General features: G+C 65.5%; 17 protein-coding genes and 1 other RNA gene. 9 read left to right on the top strand and 9 right to left on the bottom strand.

Going from position 1 to position 16293, the window contains the following annotated elements; all coding sequences use genetic code 11:
- Window positions 1-111: 111 nt before the first annotated feature.
- The 9 genes from ruvC to JKL45_RS18235 form a co-directional block, all read right to left on the bottom strand.
- A complete protein-coding gene (gene ruvC, locus JKL45_RS18275; protein WP_201863018.1) occupies window positions 112-615 on the bottom strand; it encodes a crossover junction endodeoxyribonuclease RuvC in 504 nt (167 codons plus the stop codon).
- Between the two features lie 108 nt (window positions 616-723).
- Window positions 724-1470 carry a YebC/PmpR family DNA-binding transcriptional regulator gene (locus tag JKL45_RS18270; RefSeq protein WP_201863017.1) on the bottom strand — a complete coding sequence of 249 codons (747 nt, stop codon included), beginning with the start codon at window positions 1468-1470 and terminating at the stop codon, window positions 724-726.
- A gap of 132 nt (window positions 1471-1602) precedes the next feature.
- Window positions 1603-2298, bottom strand: coding sequence for an exopolysaccharide biosynthesis protein (locus JKL45_RS18265; protein ID WP_201863016.1), 696 nt, complete (start codon window positions 2296-2298; stop codon window positions 1603-1605).
- 95 nt (window positions 2299-2393) lie between these two features.
- Window positions 2394-3215, bottom strand: coding sequence for a TIGR00282 family metallophosphoesterase (locus JKL45_RS18260; RefSeq protein WP_201863015.1), 822 nt, complete (start codon window positions 3213-3215; stop codon window positions 2394-2396).
- A gap of 9 nt (window positions 3216-3224) precedes the next feature.
- The gene (locus tag JKL45_RS18255) at window positions 3225-3809 is read right to left on the bottom strand and encodes a 5-formyltetrahydrofolate cyclo-ligase (protein ID WP_201863014.1); all 585 of its coding nucleotides are present in this window, start codon (window positions 3807-3809) and stop codon (window positions 3225-3227) included.
- Between the two features lie 4 nt (window positions 3810-3813).
- Window positions 3814-3969, bottom strand: a non-coding RNA gene (gene ssrS / locus JKL45_RS18250) — 6S RNA.
- Between the two features lie 75 nt (window positions 3970-4044).
- Window positions 4045-4794, bottom strand: a complete 750-nt coding sequence (locus JKL45_RS18245) for a GNAT family N-acetyltransferase (protein WP_201863013.1) — start codon at window positions 4792-4794, stop codon at window positions 4045-4047.
- A 64-nt stretch (window positions 4795-4858) separates the two neighbouring features.
- Window positions 4859-5242 carry a cell division protein ZapA gene (locus tag JKL45_RS18240; RefSeq protein WP_201863012.1) on the bottom strand — a complete coding sequence of 128 codons (384 nt, stop codon included), beginning with the start codon at window positions 5240-5242 and terminating at the stop codon, window positions 4859-4861.
- A gap of 4 nt (window positions 5243-5246) precedes the next feature.
- Complete coding sequence (locus JKL45_RS18235) at window positions 5247-5546, bottom strand: DUF4164 domain-containing protein (protein ID WP_201863011.1); 300 nt, start codon at window positions 5544-5546, stop codon at window positions 5247-5249.
- Between the two features lie 285 nt (window positions 5547-5831).
- Here JKL45_RS18235 and tkt point away from each other — a divergent pair, with 285 nt between their 5' ends.
- The 9 genes from tkt (at window position 5832) to JKL45_RS18190 (ending at window position 16051) form a co-directional block, all read left to right on the top strand.
- Window positions 5832-7766: a transketolase gene (gene tkt, locus JKL45_RS18230; protein WP_246498669.1), complete on the top strand. Its 1935-nt coding sequence runs from the start codon at window positions 5832-5834 to the stop codon at window positions 7764-7766.
- A 45-nt stretch (window positions 7767-7811) separates the two neighbouring features.
- Window positions 7812-8819: a type I glyceraldehyde-3-phosphate dehydrogenase gene (gene gap, locus JKL45_RS18225; RefSeq protein ID WP_201863009.1), complete on the top strand. Its 1008-nt coding sequence runs from the start codon at window positions 7812-7814 to the stop codon at window positions 8817-8819.
- Window positions 8820-8831: 12 nt separating this feature from the next.
- A complete protein-coding gene (locus tag JKL45_RS18220) occupies window positions 8832-10022 on the top strand; it encodes a phosphoglycerate kinase (protein ID WP_201863008.1) in 1191 nt (396 codons plus the stop codon).
- A 130-nt stretch (window positions 10023-10152) separates the two neighbouring features.
- On the top strand, window positions 10153-11241 hold the full coding sequence (fba, locus tag JKL45_RS18215) for a class II fructose-bisphosphate aldolase (protein WP_201863007.1): 1089 nt from the start codon (window positions 10153-10155) through the stop codon (window positions 11239-11241).
- Window positions 11242-11347: 106 nt separating this feature from the next.
- Window positions 11348-12001: a thiamine phosphate synthase gene (locus tag JKL45_RS18210; RefSeq protein ID WP_201863006.1), complete on the top strand. Its 654-nt coding sequence runs from the start codon at window positions 11348-11350 to the stop codon at window positions 11999-12001.
- Window positions 12001-12900 carry a tetratricopeptide repeat protein gene (locus JKL45_RS18205; protein ID WP_201863005.1) on the top strand — a complete coding sequence of 300 codons (900 nt, stop codon included), beginning with the start codon at window positions 12001-12003 and terminating at the stop codon, window positions 12898-12900. Before JKL45_RS18210 ends, JKL45_RS18205 begins: the two co-directional genes overlap by 1 nt.
- 248 nt (window positions 12901-13148) lie before the next feature.
- Complete coding sequence (locus tag JKL45_RS18200; RefSeq protein WP_201863004.1) at window positions 13149-13943, top strand: inositol monophosphatase family protein; 795 nt, start codon at window positions 13149-13151, stop codon at window positions 13941-13943.
- Window positions 13944-14057: 114 nt separating this feature from the next.
- Window positions 14058-15023 (top strand): flagellar motor protein MotA, encoded by a 966-nt coding sequence (locus JKL45_RS18195; RefSeq protein ID WP_201863003.1) that lies wholly within the window; start codon window positions 14058-14060, stop codon window positions 15021-15023.
- Window positions 15023-16051 (top strand): peptidoglycan -binding protein, encoded by a 1029-nt coding sequence (locus JKL45_RS18190; RefSeq protein ID WP_201863002.1) that lies wholly within the window; start codon window positions 15023-15025, stop codon window positions 16049-16051. The genes JKL45_RS18195 and JKL45_RS18190 overlap by 1 nt, the downstream gene beginning before the upstream one ends.
- Window positions 16052-16293 lie beyond the last annotated feature (242 nt).

Below are 16293 nucleotides of genomic sequence, written 5' to 3'. Positions count from 1 at the left end.
GAAGGCGGGGATCCATAAACGCTGACGGCGCTCCATTCTGCGATGCCGGTGTTTATGGATTCCGGGCTCGGCTCCGCCGCCCCGGAATGACAGTCGTTGCGTTGTAACACCCTAATACATCGCCGCCAAAGCCCGGGCCTTGCGTTGGTGGGCGTGGGCGATGGCGATGGCGAGCGCGTCGGCCGCATCCGCCTTCTTGAAGTCGGCCTTGGGCAGCAGGATCCTGATCATGGCCTGCACCTGGTTCTTATCGGCATGACCGACGCCCACCACGGTCTTCTTCACCTGGTTGGCCCCGTATTCCGCCACCGGCAGCCCATGGAGGGCCGGGACCAGCAGGGACATGGCGCGGGCCTGGCCGAGCTTGAGGGTCGCCTGGGCGTCCTTGTTGACGAAGGTTTCCTCCACGGACACCTCGTCGGGCGTCCAGGTCCGGATCACCTCCGTCAGCCGGTCGTAGAGTTGCTTGAGGCGAAGCGCCAGGTCGAGATCGCCGTCGGAGGTCACGACCCCGCAGGCGACGTACGAGAGCTTCGTCCCCTCGACCGTGATGACGCCCCAGCCGGTGTTGCGCAGGCCGGGATCGAGGCCGAGGATGCGGACGCGCTCAGTCACTGTTGTTCTCCACCGTCATAGCCGCCTTGGCTGACGGCCATCCACGCCATCAACGGTTAAGAAGACGTGGATGCCCGGGACAAGCCCGGGCATGACGCACAGGCAAAATCACTCAGCCATCTTCTGCATGAGGGCCTCGGACAGCTCGAAGTTGCCGTAGACGTTCTGAACGTCGTCGTGCTCCTCGAGGGATTCCATCAGCTTCATCAGCTTCTCACCGGTCTCGTCGTCGACCGCCACGGGGGTCTGGGGCTTCCAGACCAGCTTAGAGGCCTTGGGCTCGCCGAACTTGTCTTCGAGCGCCTTGGTCACCTCGTTGAGATTGCCCTGGTCGCAATAGACCTCATGGCCGTTCTCGCCAGAAGCCACATCGTCGGCGCCGGCATCGATGGCGGCTTCCAGCATAGCGTCGGCATCGGCCACATCCGGGCCGAACTCGATGTAGCCGACCCGGTCGAACATGAAGGAGACCGCGCCGGTCTCAGCCAGGTTGCCGCCGCTCTTGGTGAAGTAGGAGCGGATGTCGGAGGCCGTGCGGTTGCGGTTGTCGGTCATGGCCTCGACAATGATGGCCGCGCCCCCGGGGCCGTAGCCCTCGTAGCGGATCTCGTCGTAGTTCTCCGCATCGCCGCCCGAGGCTTTGTTGATGGCCCGCTGGATGTTGTCCTTGGGCATGTTCTCGGCGCGCGCGGCGAGGATCGCGGCGCGCAGGCGCGGGTTCATGGCGGGGTCGGGCATGCCCATCTTGGCCGCCACGGTGATTTCGCGGGCGAGCTTGGAAAACACCTTGGACCGCACCGCGTCCACCTTGCCCTTGCGGTGCATGATATTCTTGAACTGTGAATGCCCGGCCATCGGGGCCTCCGGATTGCCGGCCGAGAGCCGCTTCCATGGAAAGCGCCCGTCAGGCCGGAGAAGTTGACGATGGCCCGCTTATAAGGCGGCGAAGGGGTTCAGGCAAAGCCCCCTTGCGCAGGTCCGGAAAAACTAAAACCCGAGCCAGCCCGGCAGGTTCTGAATGGCCGCCAGGATGAGGTGGTAGGAGGCGCCCAGGATCGTCACCGTATAGGCGAGCCCCGCCAAGCCGATGAGATAACCGACAAGCAGGAGATAGCCGTCCTCCTCCATCACGGCGATGGACGCGATGACGAGGGCGATGGAGGGCGGGAAGTTGGTGCCGGGAAACGGGATCAGGACCGATACGGCAACCAAAAAGGCGAAGAGCCCGACCACCCGATCACCGATGGGACCGAAGAGCGGGAGCAGCCGGGGCTTGCAGTAGCTCTCCAACTTCTGGAGCCTGGGCTCGGCGATATCGATGAGGCGCTTGAACTTCGCAACGGACACTGTCTGGCGCAGGATGAAGCCCGGCAGCCACGGGCGCTTATGGCCCAGCATCATCTGGATGCCGAAGATGAGCACGGGGGTGCCGACGATGCCGGCAATGCCCGGCACGTTGGGGACGCAGTTCGGCAGGGAGAACAGGATCAGCACGAAGCCGAAGGCGCGCTCGCCGAAAGCCTCGATGATCTCACGGATCGAGATCGTCTCGCCCTTGGCCTCATCGATCACAGCACGCAAAACGGCCGAGGCGCTCTGGTGCTCGTGCGCCCGGTGGAACTCGCTCTCCTGGCGATAGACGTTGATCCTGCCGTTCCTGGTCGTCTTTGCGTCTGCGTCCACCGATCACCTCCGTGGCAGGAGAGATGGGAACGGCAACGCTCTACGCCAAGGGAGCGTGGCCCTCTCCCCTTTAGCGGGAGAGGGAAAAACTGGGCCTAATCCCAGAAGCGGGGCCAGGTCTCTTCCAGGTTCGGCCCGAGGCGAACCGCCGCCACGCGCTTGGCCAAGCCGGTGCGGTCGTCGGTCTCGACCGCGATGCCCGAGAGCGTGCCCTCGCCCAGAGCCGGCTCCATGCGGGCGCCAGGAGTCTTCTGGATGAAGCGGCGGATCGATTCCTCCTTCTGCATGCCGAGCACGGAATCGTAGTCGCCGCACATTCCGGCATCCGACATGTAGGCCGTGCCGCCGGACAGCACCCGGTGATCGGCGGTGGGCACATGGGTGTGGGTGCCCACAACCAAGCTTGCCCGTCCGTCGAAATAATGGCCCATGGCCTCCTTCTCGCTGGTGGCCTCCGCATGCACGTCGATGATGACGGCATCGGCCACCTGACCCATCGGGCAGGTCTCGAGCTCCCGCTCGACGGCAGCGAACGGATCGTCCAGCGGGTCCATGTACAGGCGGCCCATGACGTTGACCACAAGAACCCGGTGGCCAGAGCGGGTATCGATGAGGTTGGCGCCGCGGCCCGGCGTTCCCTGCGGGTAGTTCACGGGCCGCAAGAGACGCGGCTGGCGTTCGATGAACACAAGCGTCTCGCGCTGATCCCAGGAATGGTTGCCGAGCGTGATCGCATCGGCCCCGGCGGCCAGGATCTCGTCGCAGATCGCCTCGTTGATGCCGAAGCCTCCGGCGGAGTTCTCGCCGTTGATGACCACGCAATCGAGTTGCCAGCGGTCGCGAAGGCCTGGCAGGCGCTCGGTCACCGCATTGCGGCCGGGCCGCCCAACGATGTCGCCGAGGAAGAGAAGACGCATGATGGATCCTTAAGCGGATTTCGTCCGAATGAGTTCGGTCTCGGTGATGATAATGTCGAGAGGCCGGTCATGGGGTTCGACCGGAACCTCGTCGATCTCCTGAACCGCATAAGCGAGGCCGATGGTCAAGACGGGATGCTGCTCTTCCAGCGCTGCGATGGCCCGGTCGAAATGCCCCTTGCCGTAGCCGATGCGCCCTCCCCGGCGGTCGAAGGCCACCAGCGGCACGAGCAGCGCCTTGGGGAAAACCTCTGGCGCGTCGGGACCCGGCTCGCGCACGCCGAAGCCGCCTTTGACCAGCACGTCGCCCGGCTGCCACAGGCGCCAGCTCAAATGAGGATGGAGGATCTGCGAAAGAGCCACGTCCTGCCCGCGCTCCAGCAGCGCTTCCATAAGGGGACGCGGATCGACCTCGGTGCGGATCGGCCAGTAGCCGCCCACCGGCGTCACGTCCTGAAGATCGGAAAATTGGAGAGCCTTGGCCGCGATCCGTTCCGCCGCCTTGTGGCGGAACTCCTTATCGAGCCCGTCGCGCCGGGCAAAGCCGTCACTGCGGAGGCGCTCTTTCAACTCGGGAGGGAGAGGAGATGTCATCAGGTGCGGAGCCACAGAAACCGTCGGAGAAGCGATCCCGGGAACCTACAAAGTAGGTGGGCGCCGTGTGTTCCGGTCCACGGACCGGGCAGGGACAGCTCCCGTTGGGATCGATAAGGCCCCGGGGAATATGAACTCCTAACGCGCCCCGCAGCCCCGCCTTTCCTATGTAGGGATTAGGAGGCGCCGGGGAAAGGGGAAAGTTCGGGAAATCGGCAAGGAACGACCAGCACTCTCAGACCTCCCGGCGTCGGTAATGATAGCGATAGACCTCGCGGTTGAAGCCCAAGTCCCGATACAAGGCTCTCGCGGGAGCGCTGTCGGCAACCACCGCCAAGCAGGCTCCGGTGGCCCGGCAGCGTTCCTGCGCCCACCCGAGAACGGCGACGACAGCCTTTCGCGCCAAGCCTTGTCTTCTGCAGGTGGGGTCGGTCACGACGGAGTTCACGCAGACGAGCCCATCGTGAACCGCCCCGTAGGCCAAAGCGCCCAGGCGACCATCGTTGCCTCGAACGGCTGCGAAGACGGCCGGAACCGACAGGCTCTTCAGGATCTTGCAATGGGTGCTCCGCGCAGCTTCACTCTGCCCATGGAGGCGCGCCAAGGCGTTCAGCCAATCTTCCCCCGGAAATCCCTCCTCCAGAACGACATCGCCGGCCGCCTCAGGCACTGCCTCGGCGAAGTCCTTGTACAGGACGCAGCTTTCATCCTCGGGCGGACAGTAACCCCTCTGATCGAGATTCCGGCTCAAGGCTGGATCGGCATGGGTGGGAATGCAGAAGATCGTCGGTTGCCCTTGAGCAGCATAAACCGCCTCGCAATACCGAACCTTATGATCGAGCGGCAAAGTGCCGGCTGAGAGCAAGTTCACGGAGTTCGTCCGCCGCGTGTAGCCATCCGCCAGACGGATTAGCCAGCCGTCGAAGACCGCTTCGCGCAAAGCCGGCCAGCCGTTCAGGCACGCCTCTTCGACCCGATTGGCCAAGTGAGTATCTGAGAGAAAATTCATTTTCGGATGAGAGCAGAACGCCTGCGCAATCGCAACAGGATCACCTGGGACCCGCCTCAACCTGCCCTGCGCCGTTGAGGCTTCGGGCCAGCTCCTCGATGCGCTCGGCTGCCTGCTGGATGCCGCTGGCGAGCCTCGCCTCGATCTGTTCAAGCCGCTCGTCCCGATAGATATGGACGCTGTTGAGCATCGCCACTTCCTCGGTCAGCGCCGTGATCTGCTTCCTCGTCTCATGCAGCTCATCGGCCTGGGCAATCGCCGCCATGACGTGGAGGCGCAGATCGTCGACCTGCCCGAAGGTGGCGCGCATCTCCTCGATCCGGGCATTGTAGGAGGCCGCCAGCCCTTCGAGGTGCCGCTCCTCGCCCTCGGCGCAGGCGATCCGGTAGGTTCTGCCGGCAATGGTCACCGTCACCTGGGACATGGCTTCAGCCTTCCTCGGGTTCGAGCTGTCCGGCCTGCGCCAGAACGGTCTCGACGGCCCCGATCGCCTGGCGGACGCGCCGGCTCACGTCGTCGGTGGCAGCCTCGAAGCGATGCAGTCGGGTGAGAGCCCCGTCGAGCTCCACCGCCAGGCGGGAGCGATCGTCCTGCATGAGCTGAAGCTCGGTTTCCAGGCCGCCGCGCCGCCTGTCGGCCTCCAGGCGCCGGGAGACGGACGCCTCAAGAAGCCCCAAAGCTCTGTCCAGCCGTTTCATCGCTTCGTCGAGTGTGGGCGCCGCCATCATGCCTCCGGGATTCGGGCACGAGACTAGCGCATCGTGCGCAAAAGTGGACCCGGTTTTGCGCGAAGAACCGCGTGTTCATTCGAGGAGGGGCAATGGTCCGGAAGGGGATTACGCCCCTTCGAGCCTTTGACTCCCCCCTGCCCCGTGTTAAGGAGCCCGCACCTTTCCCAGACAGACCGCCCCGTTGCGGGGCCCTCAAGATTTGTGGATCTCGCCGTGCAAGATACCGTCTCCGCCGATCGCGTCACCCATTCCGATCTGGCGAACGCCGTGCGCGTCCTCGCCATGGACGCCGTCGAAACTGCCAAATCCGGCCACCCGGGCCTGCCCATGGGCGCCGCCGACATCGCCACGGTGCTGTTCACCAAGTTCCTGAAATACGATGCCACCGACCCGACTTGGCCCGACCGCGACCGGTTCATCCTGTCGGCCGGCCACGGCTCGATGCTGCTCTACTCGCTCCTGCACCTCACGGGCGTGAAGGGCATGACGGTCGAGGAGCTGAAGAACTTCCGCAAGCTCGATTCCAAGACCCCGGGACACCCAGAAAACTTCATGACGCCGGGCGTCGAGACCACCACCGGGCCGCTCGGCCAGGGCATCGCCACGGCGGTCGGCTTCGCGCTGGCCGAGCGCATGCTCAACGCCGAGTACGGCAACGACCTCGTCGACCACTTCACCTATGTGCTCGCCTCCGACGGCGACCTGATGGAAGGCATCAGCCACGAGGCCATCGCGCTTGCCGGCCACCTGAAGCTCAACCGCATGATCGTCCTGTGGGACGACAACGAGATCTCCATCGACGGGCCCCTGTCGCTCTCCGACTCCGTCGATCAGGTGAAGCGCTTCCAGGCCTGCGGCTGGAACGCGGTGCGCGTGGACGGCCATGACGAGAAGGCGATTCAGCGCGCGATCTCCCGCGCTCAGAAGTCGGACCGCCCGACCCTCATCGCCTGCAAGACCACCATCGGCTACGGCGCCCCAAAAAAGGCCGGCACCTCCAAGGCCCACGGCGAGCCGCTCGGCGCCGAGGAACTGGCTGGCGCCAAGGCCTCCTACGGCTGGAGCCACGCGCCGTTCGAGATCCCGGATAACATCCGCAGCGCCTGGGCCAAGGCCGGCAAGAAGGGCAGCCGCCAGCGCAAGGCTTGGACCGAGCGCCTGAAGGCATTGCCGCAAGAGAAGCGCGCCGAGTTCGAGCGCCGCGTGAAGGGCGTGCGCCCTGAAGGACTAGCCGACGCCGTCGCCAAGCTGAAGGATCGGCTCATCGCCGAGCCGCAGACTGTTGCCACCCGCAAGGCCAGCGAGATCGCCCTCGAGGTGATCACCGAGGCCGTGCCGGAGCTGGTGCTGGGCTCGGCGGACCTGACGCCCTCCAACAACACCAAGACCAAGAACCTCAATGCCATCTCGCCGGGCAATTATGCCGGTCGCTATATCCATTACGGCATCCGCGAGCACGGCATGGCGGCAGCCATGAATGGCATCGCGCTCCATGGCGGCTATGTGCCGGCGGGCGCGACCTTCCTGGTCTTCACCGACTATGCCCGCCCGGCCATGCGCATCGCGGCGCTTGCCGGCATTCCGGCCGTCTATGTGATGACCCACGACTCCATCGGCCTCGGCGAGGACGGCCCGACCCACCAGCCGGTGGAGCATCTGGCAGCACTTCGCTCCATGCCGAAGATGCGGGTGTTCCGCCCGGCCGACGCCATCGAGACCGCCGAGTGCTGGCAGATGGCGCTCGAGCGCACGGACGGCCCGTCGACCCTGGCGCTGACCCGCCAGAACCTGCCGCAGGTTCGGAAAGTAGGCGGGGCTGAGAACCTCTCGTCCGCAGGCGCCTACGAGCTGTCGCCCGCCAACGGAAAGGCCCGCGCCACCCTCTTCGCCTCGGGCTCCGAGGTGGAGATCGCGCTGGCTGCCCAGAAGCTTCTGGATGAACAAAGCTTCGCCGTTCGCGTTGTGTCGGTGCCCTCGCTCGACCTGTTCCTCGCCCAGCCTGAGAAGGTCCGCGCCCAGATCATCGGGGATGCGCCGATCAAGGTTGCGGTGGAAGCGGCGGTGCGCTTCGGCTGGGATTCGGTCATCGGCCCGGACGGAATTTTCGTCGGCATGCATGGGTTTGGCGCCAGCGCGCCCTACAAGGACCTTTACAAGCACTTCGGCATCACCGCCGAGGCCATCGCGGAGAAGGTTCTCCGGACACATAATCTTTGAGGCCCGAGAAGAGACAGGGCCTCAACACACAAGGGAGCTAAAGCTATGACGGTGAAGGTCGCGATCAACGGATTCGGTCGCATCGGACGCAACATCCTCCGTGGCATCGTGGAAAGCGGCCGCAAGGACATCGAGGTGGTTGCCATCAACGATCTCGGCCCGGTCGAGACGAACGCTCACCTTCTCCGCTTCGACTCCGTTCATGGCCGCTTTCCGGCGGACGTGCAGGTCGATGGCGAGTTCCTCGTCATCAACGGCCAGAAGATCCGCGTCACGGCGATCAAGGACCCGGCGACCCTGCCGCACCGGGAGCTCGGCGTCGACATCGCCATGGAATGCACCGGCATCTTCACCTCGAAGGAGAAGGCCTCGGCCCATCTGACCGCTGGCGCCAAGCGCGTCATCGTGTCGGCCCCCGCCGACGGCGCCGACCTGACGGTCGTCTACGGCGTCAACCACGACAAGCTGACCAAGGACCACGTGGTCATCTCGAACGCCTCCTGCACCACGAACTGCCTCGCCCCGGTGGCGAAGGTGCTTCACGATGCGGTCGGGATCGAGAAGGGCTTCATGACCACGATCCACTCGTACACCAACGACCAGCCGACCCTCGATCAGATGCACAAGGACCTCTACCGCGCCCGCGCGGCGGCCTTGAACATGATCCCGACCTCGACCGGTGCCGCCAAGGCCGTGGGCCTCGTGCTGCCCGATCTCAACGGCAAGCTCGATGGCTCGTCGATCCGCGTGCCGACCCCGAACGTGTCCGTGGTCGACTTCAAATTCGTGGCCAAGAAGAACACCACGAAGGAAGAGATCAACGCGGCGATCAAGGCAGCCGCCGACGGCCCGCTCAAGGGCATCCTCGGCTACACGAACGCCCCGAACGTCTCGTCGGACTTCAACCACGACCCGCACTCCTCCGTGTTCCACATGGATCAGACCAAGGTCATGGAAGGCAACTTCGTGCGCGTGCTGTCCTGGTACGACAACGAGTGGGGCTTCTCGAACCGCATGGCGGACACCGCCATCGCCATGGCGAAGCTCATCTAAGGGAGGCTGCTCATGACCGCCTTCCGCACGCTCGACCAGGCCGACGTCAAGGGAAAACGCGTTCTCGTCCGGGTAGATCTCAACGTCCCGATGGAGAACGGCCGGATCACGGACGCGACGCGCATCGAGCGCGTCCTGCCCACCATCCGGGAAATCGCCGACAAGGGCGGGAAGGTCATCCTTCTCGCCCATTTCGGACGTCCGAAGGGGCGCGACCCGAAGGAATCCCTGAAGCCGGTTGCGGAAGCGGTCTCGCAGCACCTCGGTAAGCCTGTGGCCTTCGCCGATGATTGCATCGGCGAGGCTGCCAGCAACGCCGTGAATGCCATGAAGGACGGCGACGTGCTTCTTCTTGAGAACACCCGCTTCCATGCGGGCGAGGAGAAGAACGACCCGGCCTTCGTTCAGGAACTGGCCAAGCTCGGCGACCTTTATGTCAACGATGCCTTCTCGGCGGCTCACCGGGCGCATGCCTCCACCGAGGGCTTGGCCCGCGCGCTGCCGGGTTATGCCGGCCGCACCATGCAGGCGGAGCTCGACGCCCTGACCAAGGGTCTGGAAGCGCCCAAGCGCCCGGTCGTCGCCATTGTCGGCGGCGCCAAGGTCTCGACCAAGATCGACCTGCTCGAAAACCTCGTCACCAAGGTCGATGCCCTGGTGATCGGCGGCGGCATGGCCAACACCTTCGTGCACGCGACAGGTCTCGGCATCGGCAAGTCGCTCGCCGAGAAGGATCTCGCCGCCACCGCGATGCGCATCATCGAGAAGGCACGGGAAGCCAACTGCGCCATCATCCTGCCGGTCGACGGCGTCTGCGCCTACGAGTTCAAGGCGGGCGCGCACAACCACACCTACGGCATCGACGCGATCCCCGAGGATCAGATGATCCTCGACGTGGGCTCGCAGTCGGTCGAGCGTGTCAATTCCGCCATCAACGACGCGGCGACCTTGGTCTGGAACGGCCCGCTCGGCGCCTTCGAGATCGCCCCCTTCGACCAGGGCACGGTCGCGGCGGCACGCCATGCCGCCCAGCGCACCAAGGACGGCAAGCTCGTGTCGGTCGCCGGCGGCGGCGACACGGTGGCGGCCCTCAACCATGCCGGTGTCGCGGACAGCTTCACCTATGTGTCGACGGCCGGCGGCGCCTTCCTCGAATGGCTCGAAGGCAAGTCGCTCCCCGGCGTGGAAGCCCTGCGGGCTTGAGGCCATGCCTTGGCAAAGTGGTTAACCCACTTTGCCAAGCAAAAATGTGGCCTAAATAGCTTAACCAGATGGCTTAAGCTGAGGTTCAGCTTCTGCGCTGTTTAAAACCAAAATCAATACGGAGGACCAAATGGCCCGCATCACGATGAGGCAGCTTCTGGATCACGCAGCCGAGCAAGGCTATGGCGTGCCTGCCTTCAACATCAACAACATGGAGCAGGCGCTGGCGATCATGGCGGCGGCCAGCGAGGTCGATGCCCCGGTGATCATCCAGGCGAGCCGCGGCGCGCGCTCCTATGCCAACGACGTCATGCTCAAGCACATGATGGACGCGGTCACCGAAATCTACCCGCATATCCCGGTCTGCGTGCATCTCGACCACGGCAACGAGCCTGCCACCTGCATGACGGCGATCCAGGCCGGCTTCACCTCGGTGATGATGGACGGCTCGCTCAAGGCCGACGGCAAGACCCCGGGCGACTGGGACTACAACGTAGGCGTCACCAGGAAGGTGGTCGAGATGGCCCATCTCGGCGGCATCTCGGTGGAAGGCGAGCTCGGCGTGCTCGGCTCGCTTGAGACCGGTGAAGGCGAGGCCGAGGACGGCCACGGCGCCGAGGGCAAGCTCTCCCACGACCAGCTGCTGACGAACCCCGACGAGGCCGTGAAGTTCGTGGCCGAGACCAAGGTCGACGCGCTCGCCATTGCCATGGGCACCTCGCACGGCGCCTACAAGTTCACCCGCAAGCCCGACGGCGCGATCCTCGCGATGCACATCATCGAGGAGATCCACCAGAAGCTGCCGAACACCCATCTGGTGATGCACGGCTCGTCCTCGGTGCCGCAGGACCTGCAGGACATCATCAACCAGTACGGCGGCCAGATGAAGCCGACCTGGGGCGTGCCGGTGGAGGAGATCCAGCGCGGCATCAAGCACGGCGTGCGCAAGATCAACATCGACACCGACAACCGCATGGCCATGACCGGCCAAATCCGTAAGGTTCTCACCGAGAACCCGGGCGAGTTCGACCCCCGTAAGTATCTGAAGCCCGCCATGGACGCGATGACGAAGCTCTGCAAGCAGCGCCTGCAGGAGTTCAATACCGCCGGCCAGGCCTCGAAGATCAAGCGCGTGTTCACCCTGGCCGAGATGGCAAAGCGCTACGCCTCCGGCGAGCTCGACCCGACCTTCGGCGCCAACCGTCAGGCGGCCGAATAAGCGACCGGGCTTTCGCCTTAATCATGATCGACAAGCGGGGCCTCGCAAGATGGCCCCGTTTTCGTTATGGGAACGGTGTCTTTTGTTTTCTCAACCTTCGTGACCCATGGCCGATACCGCCGCCCGCCTCTACCTCATCACCCCCGTTCTGGAGGATTCCTCCTTCGCGCCGCAGCTTTCCGAGGCCTGCGCGACCGGAGCCGTGGCCGCCGTGCTGCTGCGGCTGGCGCTCGCCGACGAACGCACCCTGACCAACCAGGTGAAGGCGCTGGCTCCCGCCGCGCAGGAGCACGAGGCCGCCGTGATCGTCGCCTCGGAGGCCAAGGTCGACCTCGCCACCGTCGCGGCCCGCGGCGGGGCCGACGGGGTGCACGTGAACGGCGCCGACCCTGCCCTCGTCCGGGAAATGCGCGACCGGCTGAAATCCGAGCGGGCGCTGGGCGTCGGGGCCATCCGCACTAAGGACGATGCCATGACCTTCGGCGAAGCCGGGGTCGACTATCTGCTTTTCGGCGAGCCACGCCCGGACGGGTCCCTCCCCTCCCTCGAGAGCGTGGTCGAGCGGGCCTCCTGGTGGGCCGAGATCTTCGAGACGCCTTGCGCGGCCTATGCCCCGAGCTTGGACGCGGTCGAGACGCTCGCCGCCACGAATGCCGAGTTCGTAGCGCTCGGTGACGCGGTCTGGTCGCATCCGGACGGGCCTGCCGCCGCGGTGAAGGCGGCAGCCGCGATCCTGGAGCGTCAGGAGGCATCGCGCTGATGCGTCTCTCCTGGATCATCGGCGGCTCGCTTCTGCTGGCATCCGCCACCGCAGGCGCGGCCGCTCAGCCAGATCTAGCCTACGGCGCCTATCAGCGCGGCCTCTACCAGACGGCCTTCCGCGAGGCGAACCTGCGGCTGGAGAAGAACAACAACGACGCTGCCGCCATGACCCTGCTGGGCGAGCTCTACAACCAGGGCCTCGGCGTCACGGTGGATCCCAAGAAGGCGTCCGAGTGGTACCGCCTCGCGGCCCAGCGCGGCGACGCCCATGCACTGGCCGCTTTGGGCCTGATGGCCCTCGACGGGCGCGGCATGCCGAAGAATGCCGTGCAGGGCCGCACCTGGCTCGAGGAAGCGGCCGCCAAGGGCAACGCGGTTGCCAGCCACAACCTCGCCCTGCTCCTGCTCACCAGCGAGGCGAACGCCGACCTGCAGAAGGCTGTGGGGCTCCTGAGAAGGGCGTCCGAGGCGGAGATCCCGGATGCACAGCATGCCCTGGGCGTGCTCTACCTCAAGGGCCGGGGCGTCGAGCGCAACGCCAGTGAGGCCGCGCGCCTGTTCGAGCGCGCTGCCCGCAACGGCAGCTCGGTCGGCGAGGTGGAATACGCAATCCTGCTCTTCAATGGCGACGGCGTCGCGGCAAGCGAATCCCAGGCCGCCCGCTACTTCCGCCGTGCGGCCGCCAAGGGCAACGCCATTGCCCAGAACCGCCTCGCCCGCCTTCTCGTGGCCGGCCGGGGCGTGCCGGCCAACAAGGTCGACGCGGCAGCCTGGCATATCCTGGCGGCGGCCCAGGGGCTGGCGGATCCCTGGCTCGACAATGCGCTCAAGAACCTCACCAGTGACGAGCGCACCCGGTCCGAGAAGCTGGCGGCCGAGCGCCTGGGGATGCGGTAATCGCTCAAGTGTCCTTCCCGGCCGGAGATGGCGCAGCCATCGCAGGGGGAAGGGAATCCATCGCGTCGGGCGTGATCGTGGATCCCCTTCCCTCGCTGACGCTCGCCGGGGATGACACCAGCACAAAATCACGAGGCGCGGGATCATTTCGAGCCCTTGCCCGGTTGATCCTTCGCTTGACGTTCCTCCCGCCGTGGTCCATCGACCACGTTCCTCTTTGAAAACCGCTCTTTGTCAGGACCTGCACGATGATCCGCTCGCCCCTCATGACCGTTATGACCGATGCCGTGATGAAGGCATCACGCTCGCTCAAGCGCGATTTCGGCGAGGTCGAGAACCTGCAGGTCTCGCGCAAGGGCCCGGGCGACTTCGTGTCCGCGGCCGACCGCAAGGCGGAAAAGATCCTGCGCGAGTCGCTCGAGAAGTCCCGCCCCGGCTACGGCTTCGTCATGGAGGAGGAAGGCGTCATCGTCGGCACCGATACCAGCCACCGCTGGCACATCGACCCGCTCGACGGCACCACGAACTTCCTGCACGGCCTGCCCCAGTTCGCCATCTCGGTCGGCCTGGAGCGTGACGGCCAGATCGTTGCCGGCGTGATCTACGATCCGGCCAAGGACGAGCTCTTCATCGCCGAACGCGGCAAGGGCGCCTATCTCAACAACCGCCGCATCCGCGTGGCGGGCCGCGGCGACCTCGCCGATGCAGTCTTCGCCTGTGGTCTGCCTCACATCGGCAAGGGTGATCACGGCCTTTATCTTCGTGAAGAAGCCGCCATCATGGGCAATGTGGGCGGCATGCGCCGCTGGGGCGCGGCAGCCCTCGACCTCGCCTATGTGGCCTGCGGGCGCTTCGATGCCTATTGGGAGCGCGGCCTGAACACCTGGGACATCGCCGCCGGCATCCTCATGGTCCGCGAGGCGGGTGGCTTCGTGTCCGACGCCGACGGCGGCAGTGACCCGATGGCCAAGGGGTCCATTGCCTGCGGTAACGAGTTCATGCAGCGCGAGCTCCTGAAGCTCCTGAAGAAGGCCAAAGGCTAGCTTCCGGCTGATATTTCTGTTCGTGCAGGCGAAGGAACCGATGGTCGCGCTTGATCCTTGAGACGGGCGCGGTCACATTGGTGCGGCCCCGAAGCCAGAACGCACAGGATAACGATGGCGGATCAACCCCTTACCCCACCGCGGATCTATCTGATCCGCATGGCGGTCTTCCTTATCCTGGCAGGGTTTGTCGCTTTCATCCTCTATCGGCAGATCTGGGAGGCCTTCCAGGCCAATCCCGGCCTCAACGCCCTGATTCTGGGCATCATGGGCATCGGTATCCTGCTGGCCATTCGTCAGGTGTGGCGCCTCAGGCCCGAGGTGCGCTGGGTCAATACACTCCAGCGAACCGAGGAAGGGCTGGTGGCTCCCGAGCAGCCGGCCCTGCTGGCCCCCCTGGCTGCCCTCCTGGGCAACCGGCCCGGCCAATCCGGCTTCTCGGTCGCGGCAACCCGCTCCGTGCTCGATTCCATCGGGGCTCGCCTGGATGAGAGCCGGGAGATCCTGCGCTATCTCGCCGGCCTCCTGGTCTTTCTGGGCCTGCTCGGCACCTTCTGGGGCCTTATCGACACGGTGGGGTCGGTTGGCCGCATCATCTCCTCGCTGCGGACAGGGCAGGACTCGGCGGTTCTCTTCGACGAACTCAAGAACTCGCTTGCTGGCCCGCTCCAGGGCATGGGCCTGTCCTTCTCGGCCTCCCTGTTCGGCCTTGCAGGCTCGCTCGTCCTCGGCTTCCTCGATCTCCAGGCCGGCCAGGCTCAGAACCGCTTCTACACAGAGCTGGAGGACTGGCTCGCCACCTCCACCATGGATACGCCGGCGGAGCCCTCCCTGCGCGCCGGCAGCACCGCGCCGGACCTGACGCTCGCCCTCAACCGGCTCACCGCCGCCGTCAATGACGGCGGAGGCGGACGGGCTGCCACACAGGCCATGGCGAACCTCGCCGAGGGCGTGCAGGGCCTCGTGCAGCACATGCGGGCCGAGCAGCAGATGATCCGCGACTGGGTGGAGGCGCAAGCCGCCCGCGAGAAGGAGCTGAAGCAGGTGCTCGACCGCCTCTCCCGTGAAAGGCTGCCCTGATGCCGGTCTCGAGCGCAGGCGGACGGCGGCGCGGGCGCAGCAGCCAGATCAATTACTGGCCGGGCTTCGTCGATGCCCTGTCCACGCTGCTGCTCGCCATCATCTTCCTGATCTCGGTTTTTACCGTCGGCCAGTTCTTCCTGTCCCGCGAGTTGTCGGGCCGCGACACGGTGCTCGACCGTTTGAACCGCCAGATCGCAGAGCTCACCGATCTTCTTTCCCTCGAACGCTCGGGTCGGCGCACCATCGAGGAGACGGTCACCTCGCTCCAGACCACCCTTCGGGCCAACGAGGCCGAGCGGGCACGCCTGCAGAGCCTCCTCGACAGCGGCGGCGCTGCGCAAGTCCAGGCCGATCAGCTGAACACGCAGCTCGAGACCGAGCGCCAGACGACGGGCCGGGCGCTGAGCCAGGTCGAAATCCTCAACCAGCAGATCGCCGCCATGCGCCGCCAGCTCGCGGCCCTGGAAGAGGCGCTTTCCGCTTCTGAGAACCGCGACAAGGAAAGCCAGGCCCGCATTGCCGATCTCGGCAGCCGCCTCAATGTGGCGCTGGCCCAGCGCGTTCAGGAACTCGCCCGCTACCGCTCCGACTTCTTCGGCCGCCTGCGCCAGATCCTCGGCAATCGCCCGGATGTGCGCATCGTCGGTGACCGTTTCGTATTCCAGTCCGAGGTGCTGTTCCCGGCCGGCCAAGCCTTCCTTCGGCCCGAAGCCTCCGGCGAGATCGACCGTATCGCCAGCGCTCTGATCGAACTCGAGAAGCAGGTTCCGCCCGATATTCCGTGGGTGATCCGGGTCGACGGCCACACCGACCAGCGCCCCATCAACACCCCGCAATTCCCCTCGAACTGGGCCCTGTCGTCATCCCGCGCCATCGCAATGGTGCAGGCCCTCGTCGCCCGCGGCGTCCAGCCCAAGCACCTCGCCGCCACCGGTTTCGGCGAGTTCCAGCCTCTCGACAACGGCACGACCGAAGAGGCCTATGCCCGCAACCGGCGTATCGAACTGAAGCTGACTGAGCGCTGATCTGCACAGGCAGCAAAAGCAAAGGAGCCGCTGTTTCCAGCGGCTCCTGCTTGAGAAGATTTCCCGTTAAGAGGATACAAGCTGCGTGGGGCTGGCCCGCATGCGGCTTGGAAAGCTCCCAGTCCTTAGGCGGCCTTCACGCCTTGGAGGAAGTCTGTGACCTCTCGGGAGAGATCGTTGGAGTGGCGCGACAGCTCCTGGGCCGCCCCCAGCACCTGAGAGGCCGCCGAGGTGGTCTCCCC

The sequence above is a fragment of the Microvirga soli genome (genome assembly GCF_016734765.1).
GTDB classification, from domain to species: domain Bacteria; phylum Pseudomonadota; class Alphaproteobacteria; order Rhizobiales; family Beijerinckiaceae; genus Microvirga; species Microvirga soli.
The sequence above is the reverse complement of the archived record's forward strand: the minus strand, read 5'-3'. Positions and strand labels throughout refer to the sequence as shown.